The organism is Deinococcus roseus, from assembly GCF_014646895.1.
Taxonomy (GTDB): domain Bacteria; phylum Deinococcota; class Deinococci; order Deinococcales; family Deinococcaceae; genus Deinococcus_C; species Deinococcus_C roseus.
Window position 1 is genome coordinate 65404 of the sequence record NZ_BMOD01000016.1, and the last position, 14962, is coordinate 80365.

16 protein-coding genes are annotated in these 14962 nt (G+C 56.3%); 7 read left to right on the plus strand and 9 right to left on the minus strand.

Translation table 11 applies throughout. The annotated features are described in order from the left end of the window. Nucleotides 1-46: 46 nt before the first annotated feature. Entirely contained in the window at nucleotides 47-997 is a 951-nt protein-coding gene (locus IEY52_RS17810) for a DUF1152 domain-containing protein (protein WP_189004899.1), read from the plus strand. A gap of 20 nt (nucleotides 998-1017) precedes the next feature. Beyond that, complete coding sequence (locus tag IEY52_RS17815; RefSeq protein ID WP_189004902.1) at nucleotides 1018-1491, plus strand: NUDIX hydrolase; 474 nt, start codon at nucleotides 1018-1020, stop codon at nucleotides 1489-1491. On the opposite strand, the gene IEY52_RS17820 is transcribed toward IEY52_RS17815, so the two are convergent. Beyond that, complete coding sequence (locus tag IEY52_RS17820; protein ID WP_189004904.1) at nucleotides 1479-1985, minus strand: orotate phosphoribosyltransferase; 507 nt, start codon at nucleotides 1983-1985, stop codon at nucleotides 1479-1481. The genes IEY52_RS17815 and IEY52_RS17820 overlap by 13 nt on opposite strands. Before the next feature lie 127 nt (nucleotides 1986-2112). Further along, nucleotides 2113-2439: a hypothetical protein gene (locus tag IEY52_RS17825; RefSeq protein ID WP_189004906.1), complete on the minus strand. Its 327-nt coding sequence runs from the start codon at nucleotides 2437-2439 to the stop codon at nucleotides 2113-2115. Nucleotides 2440-2813: 374 nt separating this feature from the next. Between IEY52_RS17825 and IEY52_RS17830 the strand changes: the two genes are divergently transcribed. The 3 genes from IEY52_RS17830 to IEY52_RS17840 are packed head-to-tail and all read left to right on the plus strand — an operon-like array spanning nucleotide 2814 to nucleotide 4527. Further along, nucleotides 2814-3617: an alpha/beta fold hydrolase gene (locus IEY52_RS17830; RefSeq protein WP_189004907.1), complete on the plus strand. Its 804-nt coding sequence runs from the start codon at nucleotides 2814-2816 to the stop codon at nucleotides 3615-3617. Next, nucleotides 3618-4190: a TetR/AcrR family transcriptional regulator gene (locus IEY52_RS17835; protein ID WP_189004908.1), complete on the plus strand. Its 573-nt coding sequence runs from the start codon at nucleotides 3618-3620 to the stop codon at nucleotides 4188-4190. It abuts the gene before it with no gap. Nucleotide 4191: 1 nt separating this feature from the next. Further along, nucleotides 4192-4527, plus strand: coding sequence for a YrdB family protein (locus tag IEY52_RS17840; protein ID WP_189004909.1), 336 nt, complete (start codon nucleotides 4192-4194; stop codon nucleotides 4525-4527). 1 nt (nucleotide 4528) lies between these two features. Here the strand turns inward: IEY52_RS17840 and IEY52_RS17845 are convergent, their stop codons facing one another. Beyond that, nucleotides 4529-4861, minus strand: coding sequence for a hypothetical protein (locus IEY52_RS17845; protein ID WP_189004913.1), 333 nt, complete (start codon nucleotides 4859-4861; stop codon nucleotides 4529-4531). Between the two features lie 259 nt (nucleotides 4862-5120). On the opposite strand from IEY52_RS17845, the gene IEY52_RS17850 reads away from it, so the two are divergent. Next, nucleotides 5121-5954, plus strand: a complete 834-nt coding sequence (locus tag IEY52_RS17850; RefSeq protein ID WP_189004915.1) for an alpha/beta fold hydrolase — start codon at nucleotides 5121-5123, stop codon at nucleotides 5952-5954. A 145-nt stretch (nucleotides 5955-6099) separates the two neighbouring features. Here the strand turns inward: IEY52_RS17850 and tkt are convergent, their stop codons facing one another. Both tkt and IEY52_RS17860 read right to left on the minus strand, forming a co-directional pair. Then, nucleotides 6100-8070, minus strand: a complete 1971-nt coding sequence (gene tkt, locus IEY52_RS17855) for a transketolase (protein ID WP_189004917.1) — start codon at nucleotides 8068-8070, stop codon at nucleotides 6100-6102. Nucleotides 8071-8334: 264 nt separating this feature from the next. Continuing rightward, nucleotides 8335-8865, minus strand: a complete 531-nt coding sequence (locus tag IEY52_RS17860; protein WP_189004919.1) for a Dps family protein — start codon at nucleotides 8863-8865, stop codon at nucleotides 8335-8337. Between the two features lie 242 nt (nucleotides 8866-9107). Here IEY52_RS17860 and IEY52_RS17865 point away from each other — a divergent pair, with 242 nt between their 5' ends. Then, the gene (locus IEY52_RS17865; protein WP_189004921.1) at nucleotides 9108-10307 is read left to right on the plus strand and encodes a molybdopterin molybdotransferase MoeA; all 1200 of its coding nucleotides are present in this window, start codon (nucleotides 9108-9110) and stop codon (nucleotides 10305-10307) included. 1 nt (nucleotide 10308) lies between these two features. Here IEY52_RS17865 and IEY52_RS17870 read toward each other — a convergent pair whose 3' ends face one another. From IEY52_RS17870 to IEY52_RS17885, 4 genes are all read right to left on the minus strand, one after another. Next, nucleotides 10309-11658 (minus strand): phytoene desaturase family protein, encoded by a 1350-nt coding sequence (locus IEY52_RS17870; RefSeq protein ID WP_189004923.1) that lies wholly within the window; start codon nucleotides 11656-11658, stop codon nucleotides 10309-10311. 160 nt (nucleotides 11659-11818) lie between these two features. Next, nucleotides 11819-12883 carry a glycosyltransferase family 2 protein gene (locus IEY52_RS17875; RefSeq protein WP_229684859.1) on the minus strand — a complete coding sequence of 355 codons (1065 nt, stop codon included), beginning with the start codon at nucleotides 12881-12883 and terminating at the stop codon, nucleotides 11819-11821. Then, nucleotides 12880-13533, minus strand: coding sequence for a lysophospholipid acyltransferase family protein (locus tag IEY52_RS17880; protein WP_189004925.1), 654 nt, complete (start codon nucleotides 13531-13533; stop codon nucleotides 12880-12882). Before IEY52_RS17880 ends, IEY52_RS17875 begins: the two co-directional genes overlap by 4 nt. After that, entirely contained in the window at nucleotides 13482-14948 is a 1467-nt protein-coding gene (locus tag IEY52_RS17885) for a carotenoid biosynthesis protein (RefSeq protein ID WP_189004927.1), read from the minus strand. The genes IEY52_RS17880 and IEY52_RS17885 overlap by 52 nt, the downstream gene beginning before the upstream one ends. Between the last annotated feature and the right edge of the window lie 14 nt (nucleotides 14949-14962).

The following is a 14962-nucleotide window of genomic DNA, read 5'->3' on the forward strand; positions in this document are numbered from 1 at the left end:
AGTTGGCAGATGCCTTTTCATTTGCTGGATGTCAAAATCATCGGGTATGTTGAAGCAGCCTTTTGTTCAAAAATTGGAATCTGCCCATACCGTTTTGCTGGCTGGCATGGGGGGTGGTTTTGATGTGTATTGTGCCTTGCCCCTGTACCATGCCCTGGTCAAAGCGGGCAAGCAGGTGCATCTGGCGAATCTGTCTTTTACTGCACTTGGCATGACCGGTGCCCGTGAAATCCACCCCACTCTGTTTGAAGTGACCCGCCGGACCCCTGCTGAACTGCGTTATTTTCCAGAGGTGTATCTCAGTCAATTCTTGCACCTGCAGGGGTTTAACAGCTCTGTGTTTGCTTTTGAAAAACGGGGCTACCGCCAGTTGCAGGATGGATATCAGTACCTGGTGGATGCCCTGAACGTGGACACCGTGGTGCTTGTGGATGGGGGGACCGATTCCCTGATGCGTGGCGATGAAGACGGCCTGGGCACCCCTGAAGAAGACGCCATCAGTCTGGCTGCCGTGTGGGACCTGGAAAACGTGAAGCAGAAACTGCTGGCCTGCATTGGGTTTGGCATCGACGCCTTTCATGGGGTGTGCCACGCCCATTTTCTGGAAAGCGTGGCCGCCCTGACCCGCAGTGGGCACAGCCTGGGCACCTTCAGCCTGCAAGTGGGCAGTCCAGAGGTGGATTTTTACCAGCAGGCCGTGGAGTTTGCCCACGGGCACATGCGAGACCGCATCAGCATCGTGAATTCCTCTGTACTGGGGGGCATCCGTGGGGATTACGGAGATCAGCATTACACCGAACGCACCCAGGGCAGTGAACTGATGATCAACCCCCTGATGGGCCTGTACTGGACTTTCGATCTGGCCGGGGTGGCGGAGCGCAACCTTTACCTGGACCGCCTGCTCACCACAGAAAGCATGACCGATGTGTGGACTGCCATTGAGCGTTTCAGGAACCGGCTGCCTGAAATTCGGGCCTGGAAAAGCCTGCCTTTCTGAAGGAGTAAGCCGTCAGACGCATGGCAAACCACAACCAGCAAGGCAAAATGGTGGACATGCGAAACATTGCCCTGGGAATTGCAGAACACGATGAAAAAATTCTGGTGTATCAAAGCCGAAATCCCGACACGGGCCTGCTGTTTTGCCGTGCACTGGGAGGCGGCATTGAGCATGGCGAGCATTCCCGCGACGCTTTAAAACGGGAATTCATGGAGGAGCTGGGCGCAGAAATCGAAATCCTTGAATTCCTGGGGGTTATCGAAGACATTTTTCAATGGAACGGCAAAACCGAGCACCAGATTTCCTTCAATTACCGCATTCGCTTCACGAATCCTGTTTTTTATGAGCAGCGTTCCTTCAAGGTGCTGGACGATTCCATCACGGCCTTCTGGAAGCCCATTGCAGACTTCCAGAAGGGCCTGAAACTCTATCCCACCGGAATTCTGGAGCAGATCATTGCCACGTCACCTGATGCTCTGGTTCAGAAATCCTGAATCAGAAACTTCAATTCCATTCCTGCAGCCTGCACATTTTTCAGACCTGCAGGGCTCCTCAAAACCACACAGAGGGCATGTTGCAGAAGGGCTCCTTCCTGGCGCATCAGGGCTGCACTTTCCAGCAGTTGCCCGCCAGAGGTGATCACATCTTCAATCACCACCAGTTTCTTGCCGAAAGTGTCTCCCCCTTCCACCTGCTGACAGGTCCCGTAGGTTTTGCGTTCCTTGCGCACAAAATACACAGGTTTGAAGGTGAGTTGCCCCAGCACCGTGGCAATGGGCACCCCTCCGAGTTCCAGGCCTGCAAAACCATCAAAGTGCTCTGGCAGCAGGGGAAGCAGGGCTGTGGCAATGTCTCTGAGCAGCACTGGATCAGACTCTAAACGGTATTTGTCAAAATAGTGGGTCGCAATTGCGCCTGAACGAAGCTTGAAGTTTCCATTGAGTAAGCAGGCATCAGAAATGCGTTCTCGCAGGGTATCGTTTGACATGTTTTCCTCTTTCTGGCACAAAAAAAACGCCTCCTTGCGGAAGCGTTTTGAAAAAAACAGCACCTGACCTCGGGGGTTCAGGTGCCGTGGATCTCGTCATGTGCTCTGAGGAGTATAGCAGATGGGGTCACTCTGCAACCACCCAGAATTGTTTTTCTTCCAGCACTTCATCCATGGCTTTTTTCAGGTCTGCATGGCTGACCTGACTGCTCTGGTGTTGCACATCGGTGCCCTGGTCCTGCTGAAATTGCTGTTCGCTGTCCTGCTGGCCTTTGCTGTAGTAGGCAAACTTCACCGAGTTGGCTGCAAACCCTTTGTGGGACTCAAGTTTGCGGGCCACCAGTTCCTGGAACTTCTGCTGGGTGGCTTCAATGTCGATGTTGAAACGGTTCTCGGCGGTAAAGATGTTGTGTTCATCCAGGTATTTCACTGTTTGCTGGCCGACTGCAGTCATGTTGAACCTCCTGTTTTCGGGCTTTGCCTGTGTTCTCACAGTCTGGAGGACCGCGGGTTTGCTGTAAGTCAAGGATCCTACAAAGCCATGCTTGATCTGCAGAGAGAAGAAGTCAGAAGGCAAAAGGCTTTAAATTTTCACCTGTCTGGGTGAAGGGGCAGGCATGAAGTCCGGTCAGGCAGGCAAATTGACCGATGGGCATCAGGTTCTGCACGTTTTCTCCTTGTTGTCCTTGCCTGCAAGTATGCACCTTCCAGTTGCTGCGAAGTCAAATGAGAACCCAGGTCCAACACCCTGACTTGACAAAACTAATGATATTAGTTTATAAACTAATCATGATAGTAAGCGCACTGAGCCACCCCCTGGAGGCCACCATGAACACCCAATTCCTGAAAACCCCCGAAGGCACCCTTGCCTATGACGACACCCGCGGCAACGGAGAAGTCCTGCTCTGCATCCCCGGCATGGGCGACCTGCGGGGCCAGTACCGCCACCTCGTTCCAGAACTGGCCAGAGCCGGATACCGCGTGATCACCCTGGACATCAGAGGGCACGGAGAAAGCAGCACCGGATGGACCGAATACACCGCAGAGGCCGTCACCAGAGATGTCTTTGCCCTGCTGGACCACCTGAACCTGCAAAACGTCACCCTGATGGGCAATTCTTTTGCTGCCCGTTCCGTGCTGTACGCTGCAAAGCAGGCCCCCGAGCGCATCAAGAGACTGGTGATGCTGGGTCCCGTGGTCCTCAACCAGACCCTCCCCGGTTACATGAACCTGATCCTCAAAATGGCTTTTGCAGGCCCCTGGAACACCGCATTCTGGATGATGTACTGGCAGAGCCTTTTCCCTGCAAAAAAACCTGCAGACCACGCACAGTACACCGCAAAACTGCGCCAGAACATCCAGCAAAAAGGCCAGATGGACGCTTTAAAAGCCTACATGGCCCCCTCCAGAATCAACGCAGAAGCCCTGCTCCCAGACATCAAAACACCTGCCCTGGTCATCATGGGCACAAAAGACCCAGACTTCAAAAACCCCGCCCTGGAAGCGCAAACCCTGGCAGAAAAACTGCGTGCAGAACTGATGCTTGTTCAGGGCTCCGGGCACTACCCCCACACCGAATTTCCCGAACAGGTGGCCCCCAGAATCCTGCAATTCCTGAAAGGCCAGCAGTAAATGCCCCGCAAAGGACTGGACCGCGAACAGGTGCTGGACGCCGCCACGCGCATTGCAGATCAGGAAGGACTGGCCACCCTGACCATTGCAAGGCTGGCTGCAGAGCTGCACATCAAACCCCCCTCGCTGTACAACCACATTGAAAACCTGGACCAGCTCATGGATGGCTTGAACGTGCGTGGCATGCAAAAAATCATTGAGGCCACCCGCATTGCGGCAGCAGGACGCTCTGGCAAAGACGCGCTCTTTGCCATGGCCAGTGGCTTCCGGGAAGTGGCCAAACAGCACCCCGGTCTGTATGCCGCAACACAGGTCAGCGTGCACAAATTCGGCCCAGAAGCCAGAGAACTGGCAAGCACCTACCTGAATGCCCTGCTTGCCGTGCTGCAAGGCTACCAGCTTGAAGAAGAACAGGCGTTGCACTTCATTCGCATCCTTCGCTCACTGCTGAAAGGCTTCATTGATCTGGAACTCGGAGGAGGATTTGGCATGCCCCTCAAAATCGAGGAAACCTTTCAATTGATGCTGGACACCTTCGATGCAGGCCTGAAGGCCGCCAAAACAGGAGCCTGACATGGATTTTAAAGTCTTGAACCTTGCCCTGGGCTTCCTGATCGAACTGGTGATGCTGTGGTCCATCGGGCTGTGGGGGTTCCAGATGGGCACAACTCCCATCCTGAAATGGCTGCTGGGCATAGGACTGCCCTTGCTGGTGGCTGTTTTCTGGGGCACCTTCATGGCCCCAAAAGCCCTTTATCCCCTCTCAGATGGGCTGCACCTGTTCATGCAAATTGTGCTGTTCGGACTGGCTGCCCTTGCCCTGGTCTTTGCAGGAAAAGCAGGGCTGGGAACAGGATTTGCCGTGGTGGTGGCCATCAATCTGGCTCTGGCTGCCCTCTGGAAGCAGTAAATCACCTCCAGGCGACAATGTTCTCTTCTGGAAACTCTGGAATGGCAATGCTCCAGGCATCTTCCCCATCCACCAGACGCCACTGGTCAGACTCGATCAGCACAGAGAATTCCTCAAAAATCTGCTCCTCAATGGCATGCAGGACTTCAAAGTCCTCAGATTCGATCAGGGGGTATTTCCGGGCCGTCATGCGCCTGTAGGCTGCAATGGTTCTGGACACTTCGGAGGCTTCCGGGTCAAAGATCTGCTCAAATTTGCCCCAGTTCCAGGGGAAATCTCCCCCCGTGCGGGTGATGGTGCCGATTTCCAGATCTCCATAAAACAGCCTGTACATGACAGGTATTGTAAGCGTTTCCCGGAAATTCATGGGTGGAAAGGGTGCCTGCAGAAGTTTACAGTTTCCAGTAGACAGTTCACAGCAAGACAAACATCCTGTGCTGGAAAAGAAACCTCCTCAGTTAGCGGTTCCTTGAAGTGCTTTGCTGAAGGTGTCATTTCCAGCTGAACCCCCCTGCAAAATGTCCGATGCTGCAAACTGTGCGCCAGTGCATTCCCAGAGGAAACGGTGGGCCGGGCTGCACAAGGAGAATCCCATGCCATATGTGACTGTCGGGCAGGAAAACAACCAGGACATTCAACTTTTCTTTGAAGACCACGGCACCGGGCAACCCGTGGTGCTGATTCACGGATTCCCACTGAATGGGCGCTCCTGGGAACGCCAGACCAACGCCCTGCTGGACGCAGGCTACCGCGTCATCACCTATGACCGCCGGGGATTTGGACAATCCAGTCAGCCGTCTTCTGGCTACGATTACGACACCTTCACCCAGGACCTGGACCACCTCCTCAGCCATCTGGGTGTTCAGGATGCTGTGCTGGTGGGCTTCTCGATGGGCTCAGGGGAAGTCACCCGTTATGTGGCCCAGTACGGCAGCGAACGGGTCAGCAAGGCTGTGCTGGTTGGCCCCATCCCCCCTTTCCTGCTCAAAACCGAGGACAATCCCGAGGGCGTGGACCAGAGCGTCTTTGAAGGCATCAAGGCAGCCATCCGTCAGGACCGCTTCAAATTTCTCAGCGGGTTCTTCAAGGATTTCTACAACACTGATGTGCATATGGGGTCCCGTGTCAGCCAGGAGGACGTGCAGGCCAGTTTCAATGTGGCTGCAGGGGCTTCTGCACGGGCCACCCTCGCCTGCGTGGACACCTGGCTCACCGACTTCCGGGAAGACGTCAAAAAGGTGAATGTTCCCACCCTGATCATTCACGGCGATGCAGACCGCATCCTGCCCATCCAGGTCACGGCAGACCGCCTGAAAGACCTGATTGCAGGCAGTGAATACGTGGTGATCAAGGACGGTCCTCACAACATCCCCTGGACCCATGCAGAACAGGTGATTCAGGCACTGCTGGAATTCCTCAAAAAATAGAACCTCCTCCATCCTCCCCTGTCAGGAGGAGGAAAGCGCTGGGAGATAAAAATCCTCCCCCTCGTTAGGGGGAGGAAAGCGCAGCGAGGTGGGAGACAAAAATCCTCCCCCTCGTTAGGGGGAGGAAAGCGCAGCGAGGTGGGGGTTAAGCCTTCACAGGCAGCAGACCCTTGACGGTCTTGACCACGTTCTCGGTGGTGAAACCGAACTCCTTGAACAGCAGGTCGGCAGGACCACTGGCCCCGAATCCGGGCATGGCGATGATGGCTCCGTCCAGACCCACAAACTCGTGCCATCCGAGGGGGCTTGCAGCTTCGATGGCGACGCGCTTCACGCCGGGGTTCAGCACGCTGTTTTTGTAGCTGGCGTCCTGCTCGCGGAACAGTTCCATGCTGGGCACAGAAACCACTTTGGCCTTGATCCCTTCTGCTTCCAGGGCGGTGGCGCTCTGCAGGGCCAGGGCCACTTCAGAACCGCTGGCAATCAGGATGATGTCGGGATTTTCCACGTCCTTGACGGGGTAAGCGCCCTTTCTGACCCCTTCGATGTTGCGGGGCAGCACGGGCAGGTTCTGGCGGGTGAGGGCCAGTGCGCTGGGACGGGTTTTGTTCTCCAGGGCAATCAGCCAGGAAGCAGCAGTCTCGTTGGCATCTGCAGGACGGAACACCAGCACGTTGGGGGTGGCACGCAAAGCGGCCAGTTGCTCGATGGGCTGGTGGGTGGGGCCGTCTTCACCCAGGCCGATGGAGTCGTGGGTCAGCACGAAGATGCTGCCAATGCCCATCAGGGCGGCCAGACGCAGACCGGGCTTCAGGTAGTCGCTGAAGATCAGGAAGGTGCCGCCGTAAGCGCGCAGGCCGTACAGGGTGATCCCGTTCAGGGCAGCAGACATGCCGTGCTCGCGCACCCCGAAGTGGATGTTGCGGCCAGCGTAGTCGCCTTTCTTGATCCAGTTCACACCTTTCAGTTCGGTGTTGTTGGAGGGGGCCAGGTCAGCACTTCCACCGATCAGACCGGGGAACACTTTGGCAATGGCATTCAGGGCCTGACCGCTTGCAGCACGGGTGGCCACGGGCTTGTCAAAGGTGGGCAGCAGTTCTTCGATGTTGTCGGGCAGTTTGCCTTCCAGAATGAGTTTCAGCTCTGCAGCTTCCTGGGGGTACTGTTCACTGTAACGGGCGAACAGGTCGTTCCAGTCGGACTCCAGTTTTGCTCCAGCTTCAGTGGCGTCCATGTGGGTTTTGACTTCTTCGGGAACGTAGAAGGCTTCTTCAAATTCCCAGCCCAGGTTGGCTTTGGTCAGTTTGATTTCGTCGGCACCGAGGGGGGAACCGTGGGCATCGTGGCTGTCTGCCTTGTTGGGGCTGCCGTATCCAATCACCGTTCGCACAGCAATGATGGAGGGCTTGTCCGTGACGGCCTGGGCAGCTTTGATGGCTTCTGCAATGGCAGCGGTGTCGTTGCCGTCTGCGACTTTCTGCACGTGCCAGCCGTAAGCCTCGAAACGTTTTACACTGTCATCGGTGAAGGCAATGTCGGTGTGACCCTCAATGGAGATGCCGTTGTCGTCGTACAGGTAGATCATCTTGCCCAGACCCAGGTTGCCCGCAAGGCCAGCCGCTTCGTGGGAGATGCCTTCCATCAGGTCACCGTCGGAGACGATGCCGTAGGTGTAGTTGCTGAACAGCTCGAAACCGGGCTTGTTGTACACGGCAGCCAGGTGTGCCTCTGCCAGCGCAAAGCCCACGCCGGTGGCGAAACCCTGTCCCAGAGGACCGGTGGACATTTCCACGCCTGCGGTGTAGCCATACTCGGGGTGACCGGGGGTTTTGCTGTGCAGCTGGCGAAAATTTTTGATGTCGTCTAAAGACAGGTCATATCCGGTGAGGTTCAGCAGGCTGTAAATCAGCATGCTGGCGTGGCCTGCACTGAGGATGAAACGGTCGCGGCCCAGCCACTTGGGGTTTTTGGGGTTGTGGCGCAGGAACTGGGTCCACAGGGTGTAGGCCATGGGGGCCATGCCCATGGGGGCACCGGGGTGGCCGGAGTTGGCTTTCTGTACAGCGTCCATCGCCAGGGTGCGGATGGTGTTGATCGATAAAGTTTCGAGGCTCATGGTTTCCATTCTATAGGCAACAGCAGCCAAATTGTGTCATTACCACACAAACAACCCGGTCCAAATTCGGGAAATTGCGTAGACAATACACAAAAAACCCTTTTCACTTTGGTGTCATCTGCACACTAAGGGGTTCAAACAGTGCCAGAAACAGGAGTGAGCGCTCACATTCTGAAATGGGTTTTCAAGGTGTTTTCTGGAGCGGATTGGCCTCGTGACATCAACCTCGTGACTTCAAGAAGAGAGGAGGATTTCTCCTCCCCTTCAGCGGGCGTTGCCTTCGCCCTGGGCAATTTCAAACAGAAACCAGATGCGCCTCTCGGTCAGGTCCAGCAACTCCTGAAGGATGTTCCCAGTGGGAGAATCCCGGTTCTCATCGCACACGTCAATGGCCTTGCGTTTGGCACGGGCCATCTGCTGGTTGTCTGCCAGCAAACGACGGATCATTTCTGGCGGAGAGACAAAATCATCGTTGTCATCCTCAAGGGTCTGCAAAGCTGCAATGTGAGAAATGGACCTCAGGGTGGTCCCACCAATTTTGCGGATGCGCTCTGCCAGGATGTCTACAGAATCCAGAATCTGCTCGGCCTGCTCATCAAAGAGCAAATGGTAATCCCGGAAGTGGGACCCGCTGAGGTGCCAGTGAAAATTCTTGGTCTTGATGTACAGGGCCAGGGCATCGGCAATCAGGGGATTGACCGCCTCGGTGACGGCCTGCACCTCTTCGGGCTTCAGGTCGGTGGGGGTGGAGAGGGCTTCGGGGGCAGGATAAGATTTGAATTTTCTGGCTGGCATGGTGTTCTCCTCTGGAAGTCATGCTATGCAGGATTGGGGGATGAATCTGTAGCAAAATGCACCTGTGTGGGGCCTGCGGCTCCCGGCAAAAAATGCCCCGGTTATGCTTGACGAATAATGCATACTGGTATACAATGTAATCATCAGTCGCCGTTAAAGGCGAATTTTTTGTTTTGGTCCTGCAGAGGGTGCAGGACTTTTTTGATTTTTGATTTGAGGGGCAAAAACCGTATGCTCAGGTCATGCAACGCTTGCATCGCCAGCAGATTGACCTTGAAGAAGCCATTCACCTTTTGAAAGACACCCTGCCCCTTCCGGGCACCGAAATCCTTCCGCTCACACAGGCTGCAGGGCGTGTGCTCAGCCATGCTCTGGCTGCAACAGTGGACCACCCGAGTGTGGATGACAGTGCCATGGACGGCATTGCCTGCAGGTTGCAGGACAGCCAGAACACCCCCGTCATCCTCAAACTGGTTGGAGAATCCAGGGCTGGAGAGGGTTTTTCTGGGATTGTGAGTCCAGGAGAGTGTGTGCGGATTTACACAGGCGCTCCGGTTCCAGAAGGCGCAGATGCCATTTGCAAGGTGGAAGACCTGCAGATTGAGGGGGATCAGGTGACTTTGCTGCATCCGGCCCGCAGCCAGGACATCCGGCACCGGGGGTCTGATTTTCAGACTGGGCAACTGGGGCTGCAAAAAGGAGATGTGCTCTCTGCGGCCAGACTCGCACTGGCCGCCAGCATGGGGCACCGTGAGGTGCAGGTTTACAGAAAACTCCGGGTGGGCATCCTCTCCACGGGGGATGAGGTCATCGAGGTGGGTGAGCCTTTAAGCCCTGGTCAGGTGTACGACTCCAACAAGTACGGCCTTTATGCGCAGTTGCTGGAACTGGGTCTGGAGCCTGTCTTGCTGCCCCATGCCACCGACCACATCGAGAAGGTCAAAGAGAACCTCAAAAATGCTGATCTGGATGTGCTCCTGACTTCAGGCGGGGTCAGCATGGGCAATTACGACATCGTGCGCGACCTGCTGTTTTCTGAAGGAGAAGTCAAGTTCTGGAAGGTGAACCTGCGCCCCGGTGGCCCTGCACTCTGTGGCCTCTGGCAGAGCCTTCCCGTGCTGGGTTTGCCTGGCAATCCAGTGTCTGCCCTGGTGGTCTTTGAGGTGCTGTTCAAGCCAGCGGTTTTTGCTTTGCTGGAACGCACAGATCCTCCACACCGCAGAGTCAAAGCCAGGGCAGGCAAAGCATTCAAAGCCGTTCCCAGAAAGACTGCTTACTGGCGGGCCCGCCTGTCTTTTGAAGGAGCGGAACTGGTGGTGCAGGACCTCAATGCCCCCCTCTCCAACATGCTGAGGGGACTGGCCTGGGCCAACGCCCTGGTGGTGGTTCAGCCTGGAGCAGGGATTGAAGCTGGGGATCTTGCAGAGGTGATCTGGCTCTAATTCATCCCTCATCTCGCGTTTTTTTCACCAGGGAACGGAATTCGGGCAGTGCTCCTGAGTAACCGGACAGGATGCTGAGGGGCACCCCTCCACCCGGATGCACCGTGCCTCCCACCTGACGCAGGTTTTTGATACCCTCGATGGTCCAGCCGTACCTGAGGGCCCCTTTCAGACCGTGGGGAGCACGGCCATACAATGCCCCCGAGTAAGCGGTTCTGGCGTAATCCTGGGGGGCCATGACGTTGTACTCCCGGATGCTGAGGGGATACCGCTGTTGCAGGATTTTCAGGATCTGCTCTGCGTAGGCTTCCTTGTTGGGGGTTTCCAGGGGTGGGCTGTTCACCATGATGAAGGCCTTTTTGCCGTCTGTGTGCACGTAAATGGTGGGGTCTCTGGGAAGCCGTTCGGCTTCAATGTCTGCCCATTCCTGGCGGTAGTTCTGGGGAAAGAGGATCTGGTGTCCCAGCCCTCTGTCTTCAAAAAGGTGGGCCTGCAGGGTGAAACCGCTGATGGTGAGTTCTTCCTGCGGAATGTCTTTGCCCAGGCTTTTCAGGGTGAAATTGCGGTCCATGCTGCTGACCACCCAGTCGGGCTGAAAATCCCCTTTGTCGGTCTGCACCCGGGTGATGCGGCTCCCCGTGGTTTCCAGACCCAGCACTTTTGTACCGTACACGAACTCCACGCCACGCTGCTTCAGGGTTTTCTCAAGGCTCTGGGCCACAGCTGCAAATCCGCCCTGCACGTGCCACACCCCCAGCCCCAGTTCCACCCAGGCAATGTTGTGCAGGATGGCAGGTGCCTTGTAGGGGTTTGCTCCGGCGTAGGTGGCAAACCTCAGGAAGAAGGTTTTGAGGTACTTGCTGGTGGGTTCCAGCAACTGTTCCAGCGTCAGGCCTGGACGGGCTTTCAGGCCATGCTTGAGGGCATACTGCATCAGGGCCGGAGGGGTGGGAGGCGGGCCGTACAGAAAGGTGTTTCTGGCCCCGTTGTACATGTCTCTGGCCACCATCAACAGATCCCGGTAGGAATCGGCCTCGCTGTAATTGAGTTCCTGGAAGGTGCGTTCCATGTTGCGGTAAGGCTTGAAGATGCGGCCATCTGCAAAATGGTAGGTGCTGGTGGGGTTCATTTCCTTGAAGGTGGGGGGAACGGCGTGCAGGCGGTTGAAAAGCTCACGCATCACCTCGGGCATGGTGATCACGGTGGGTCCGGTGGGGATGCCCTGCCAGCCTTCGGCTTTGCCTCCCACCTGGGTTTTTTGCTCCAGAACTGTGACTTGATGTCCTTCGAGGAGGAGCCGGGCTGCTGCTGCAAGCCCCGAAAATCCTGCTCCGATCACCACGCATTTCATGTTGTTGCTCCTCAGAAGGGGGGCCTTCTGCCATCGATTGAAACACCCAGCTTTGCTGGATAAAAAGCACTGTTGCGGTTTGATGCAAGCTCTCAGGCACAGGGTACCTGAGTGGGGACTGAGTTTGGTCCGGGTTCGACCTTCATCAATTTAGCAAACTTTAACCTGAGTAGTTTCTGCCCTTCCAGTTGTATTTTTTCTGTAAAGAACGCCAGTAAATCGGCAGGGCCAGCAGGGGGCTGAACGGCACCGTAGCCACCTCCAGCAAATCTGCTCTGGACCTGCGCCCCGAGGTGGCGTTGACCACCCCACGCTCCAGCAAACCCAGCAGCAACAGGGGTCTGAAAGCCGGAACGAAGAGGGGCAGGGTGTAGGCGCTCAGGTGAAGTAAGGCAGAGACAAGCACCAGTGCACGGCTGTTGCCATGAAAAGCACGCAAATTCTTGCCAAACCCCTCCACAATCTCGGGGTAACTGTGGTACATCCTCACGCTGATCAATTGCTGGCCCAGGGCCAGGGAAAGCCTGCCGCCTGCTTTTTTGATGCGCCTTGCCAGATGTACATCTTCCAGCACTTTGTTTTTGACCCCGGCATGGCCAGAGATGCGCCCATAGCTTTCTTTTCTGAACACCATCACCTGACCGTTGCCTGCACTGGCCGCAGCAAAAGGCAACCCAATGAACAGATAGGGAAAAAAGCACAACAGCACATCGTCGATCAGGGGCACCAGGGCGCGTTCTGCAAACGTGTGGGTCTCCTGTCTGGGGTAAACGCTCAGCAGATCTGCACGGGTGTCCTGCAATCTGTTCAGCACGCTTTTCAGGGCTCCGGGGTGCCAGAACACATCTGCATCGGTGAAGACCAGCACCTCCCCCTGTGCCACCTGAGACAACTGGTGGCACGCCCAGTTTTTGCCCACCCATCCAGCAGGAAGGGGTTTTCCAGACAGCAGTTTCAACTGGGGGTGATGGATTTGCAACTGTCTGACCACCTCTGCAGTGCCATCTGTGGACTGGTCGTCCAGCACCAGCACCTCGAAAGCAGGCTGGACCAGCAGGAGCGGCAGGGTTTTTCGCAGGTTCTCCGCTTCGTTGCGGGCTGGAATCAGGAGGGACACCCTGGGCTGACTGACAGGGATTGCCGGTTTCAACCTTGGAAACATCTGGGCATTGATCAGGGCAATCCCCAGTTTGGTCAGCAAGAAAGCGGTCAGAAAACCTTTCACTGCAACCTCAGGAGTTTTTTGAGCAGCACACTGGCAAGGTTCAGGCGCTCCGAATCGCTGCCCACCCCCCGCATGATGCTGTGGTATCCAGCAAGGGGGCGTTCTGGATCACTGGTGCTTAACATTCCATCCAGTTCGGAGATCAGCAGGTTGAGGTTTTCCTGCACCTGATCAGGAGAACACGGCGCACCCAGCAGCACAAAAGCTTCCGGGTGCTGGTGTCCCCTCAGCACCACCCGCAAGGCCAGCGGAACCACTGCACAGTTTGCATGGTGGGCAAACCACTGCACCCCTGGACGGAGGTTCTGCACCAGACCAGCAGGATTTAAAGCCCCTTCTGGAAAAACAATCAGGGCATGGTCAGCTTTCAGCCTGCCCAGGGCTTCCCGCAGGTGATGGTGAGAAACTGCACCCACCGACTTCAGAAACGGGTATTTCTGCAATTGTTCATGCAGCATCAGGAGGCTCACTGGATGGTGGTGTGCCCAGCAAAGCTCTCCCAGCACGTAGCCATCCCACCAGGAATGGTGGTTGGAGACCAGCAAAACTGGCCCCTCCTGCAGGGTGCCTTTCATGAAAATGCCCCTCAGGCCGCGCTTCAGGGTGTGGCGGATGAAAGCTTTAAAGAAGCTTTCCAGGATTGCACCCAAGCCAGACCTCCCATCAAGACCAGGGTCAGAAGACCTGCTGGATACATGCCCAGCAGCAGCAATCCGGTGGGCAGAAAGAGGGCTTCGATGCGGTAGGCCCAGGCGAAATCCAGGGGTTTCAGTTCAGGGGCCAGTTTCTTCAGCAGGAAAGCCAGACCCACCCCAACGGCGTACCAGGCGAGGAAATTCTGTACAGGCACCCCATGGTAGGCATTCAGAAACTGTCCGGGCTGCCAGGACCAGTACCCTTGCTGGACCATCAGGGGTTCCAGTCCGATGTCCCAGGCCACCAGCAAAAGGCCCGTGCGCCAGGGGTTGCCTTTTGCCAGCAGGTAAGCAGAAAGGGTCATGGCCCACCAGCCCAGCGGCACAATCAGGGGAACGCCAAAAAGGGTCGGGCCTGGAGGGTCATAGGTGTAGTGTCCGAAAGGAAAGCCTGTTCTGCTGCCCAGCACCTCAATGCCCAGCCCCAGTCCGAAAGTCAGGGCAAACAGCAGGAAGGCTTTTCCTCGGACCGCCTCATAGGCCCAAAGCAAAGCAGCCACAGCCAGAGATCCCGTGGAAAGGGTGGCCAGCAGGGGAAACCCATCAGGCCACAGCGGAACCGGGATTTTCAGCAAAGCGTAGAGCACCAGAAAACCCGTCCAGGGTCGGACAGATTTTGACAGTCTGAACCAGCGCTTCAACGCTTCTGGGTGCAAGAACAGCAAGAGGCCCTGCACCACCAGCAAATTGGTGATCAGGAAAAAGGTGGCCTCCTCGATGGGAAGGCCAAACGGTCTGAAAGGCAGGGAGTATTTTGTGCTGATGTCCCAGATGCCAAAAGTGTTGATGGCCAGGGCATCGGTGATCCACAGGTAAAGGGTGGGCACCAACAGGCCCACCCAGAACACCCGCCGGTTGCTGAGGATCAAATCGCCTCCAAAAGCCCACTGGAAGGCAATCACCGGACAGGCCCAGGCCAGGATCAGGCCCAGGTAATACCCCTGCTGCGTGAACAGCAAAGCTGCACCCAGAAAACTGAGGCCTCCCCACAGCAGGGTGCCCCAGAGGCGGGCAGCTTTAAAACCCAGCTTTGGCGCCGCCCAGCGCCGCATCAGGAAAAACACCCACAGACCGGCAATCAGGGGTTGCACCAGAAAGAAAAAATACTCCTCAATGGGCACGTACCCGATCACGGCGCTCACCCGGTCTGCAGGGTATTGCCAGACCCCCTTGTAAATCAGGAAGTTGTCCCAGGGGGTGGTGTAAACCAGTGCCAGCAGGGGCAGGAAAAAATAAAATCCCAGTGCCCAGCGGTTCTCCGGGCGGTAATTCCCGGCCAGCGGTTGTTTGCGGGTTTCCCACAAGGTGACCAGCAGCAACAAACCCAGCAGGGGCAGGGTGAAAATGAAGTGGTATTCCCAGTACGTCATGTCCATCCCTGCTT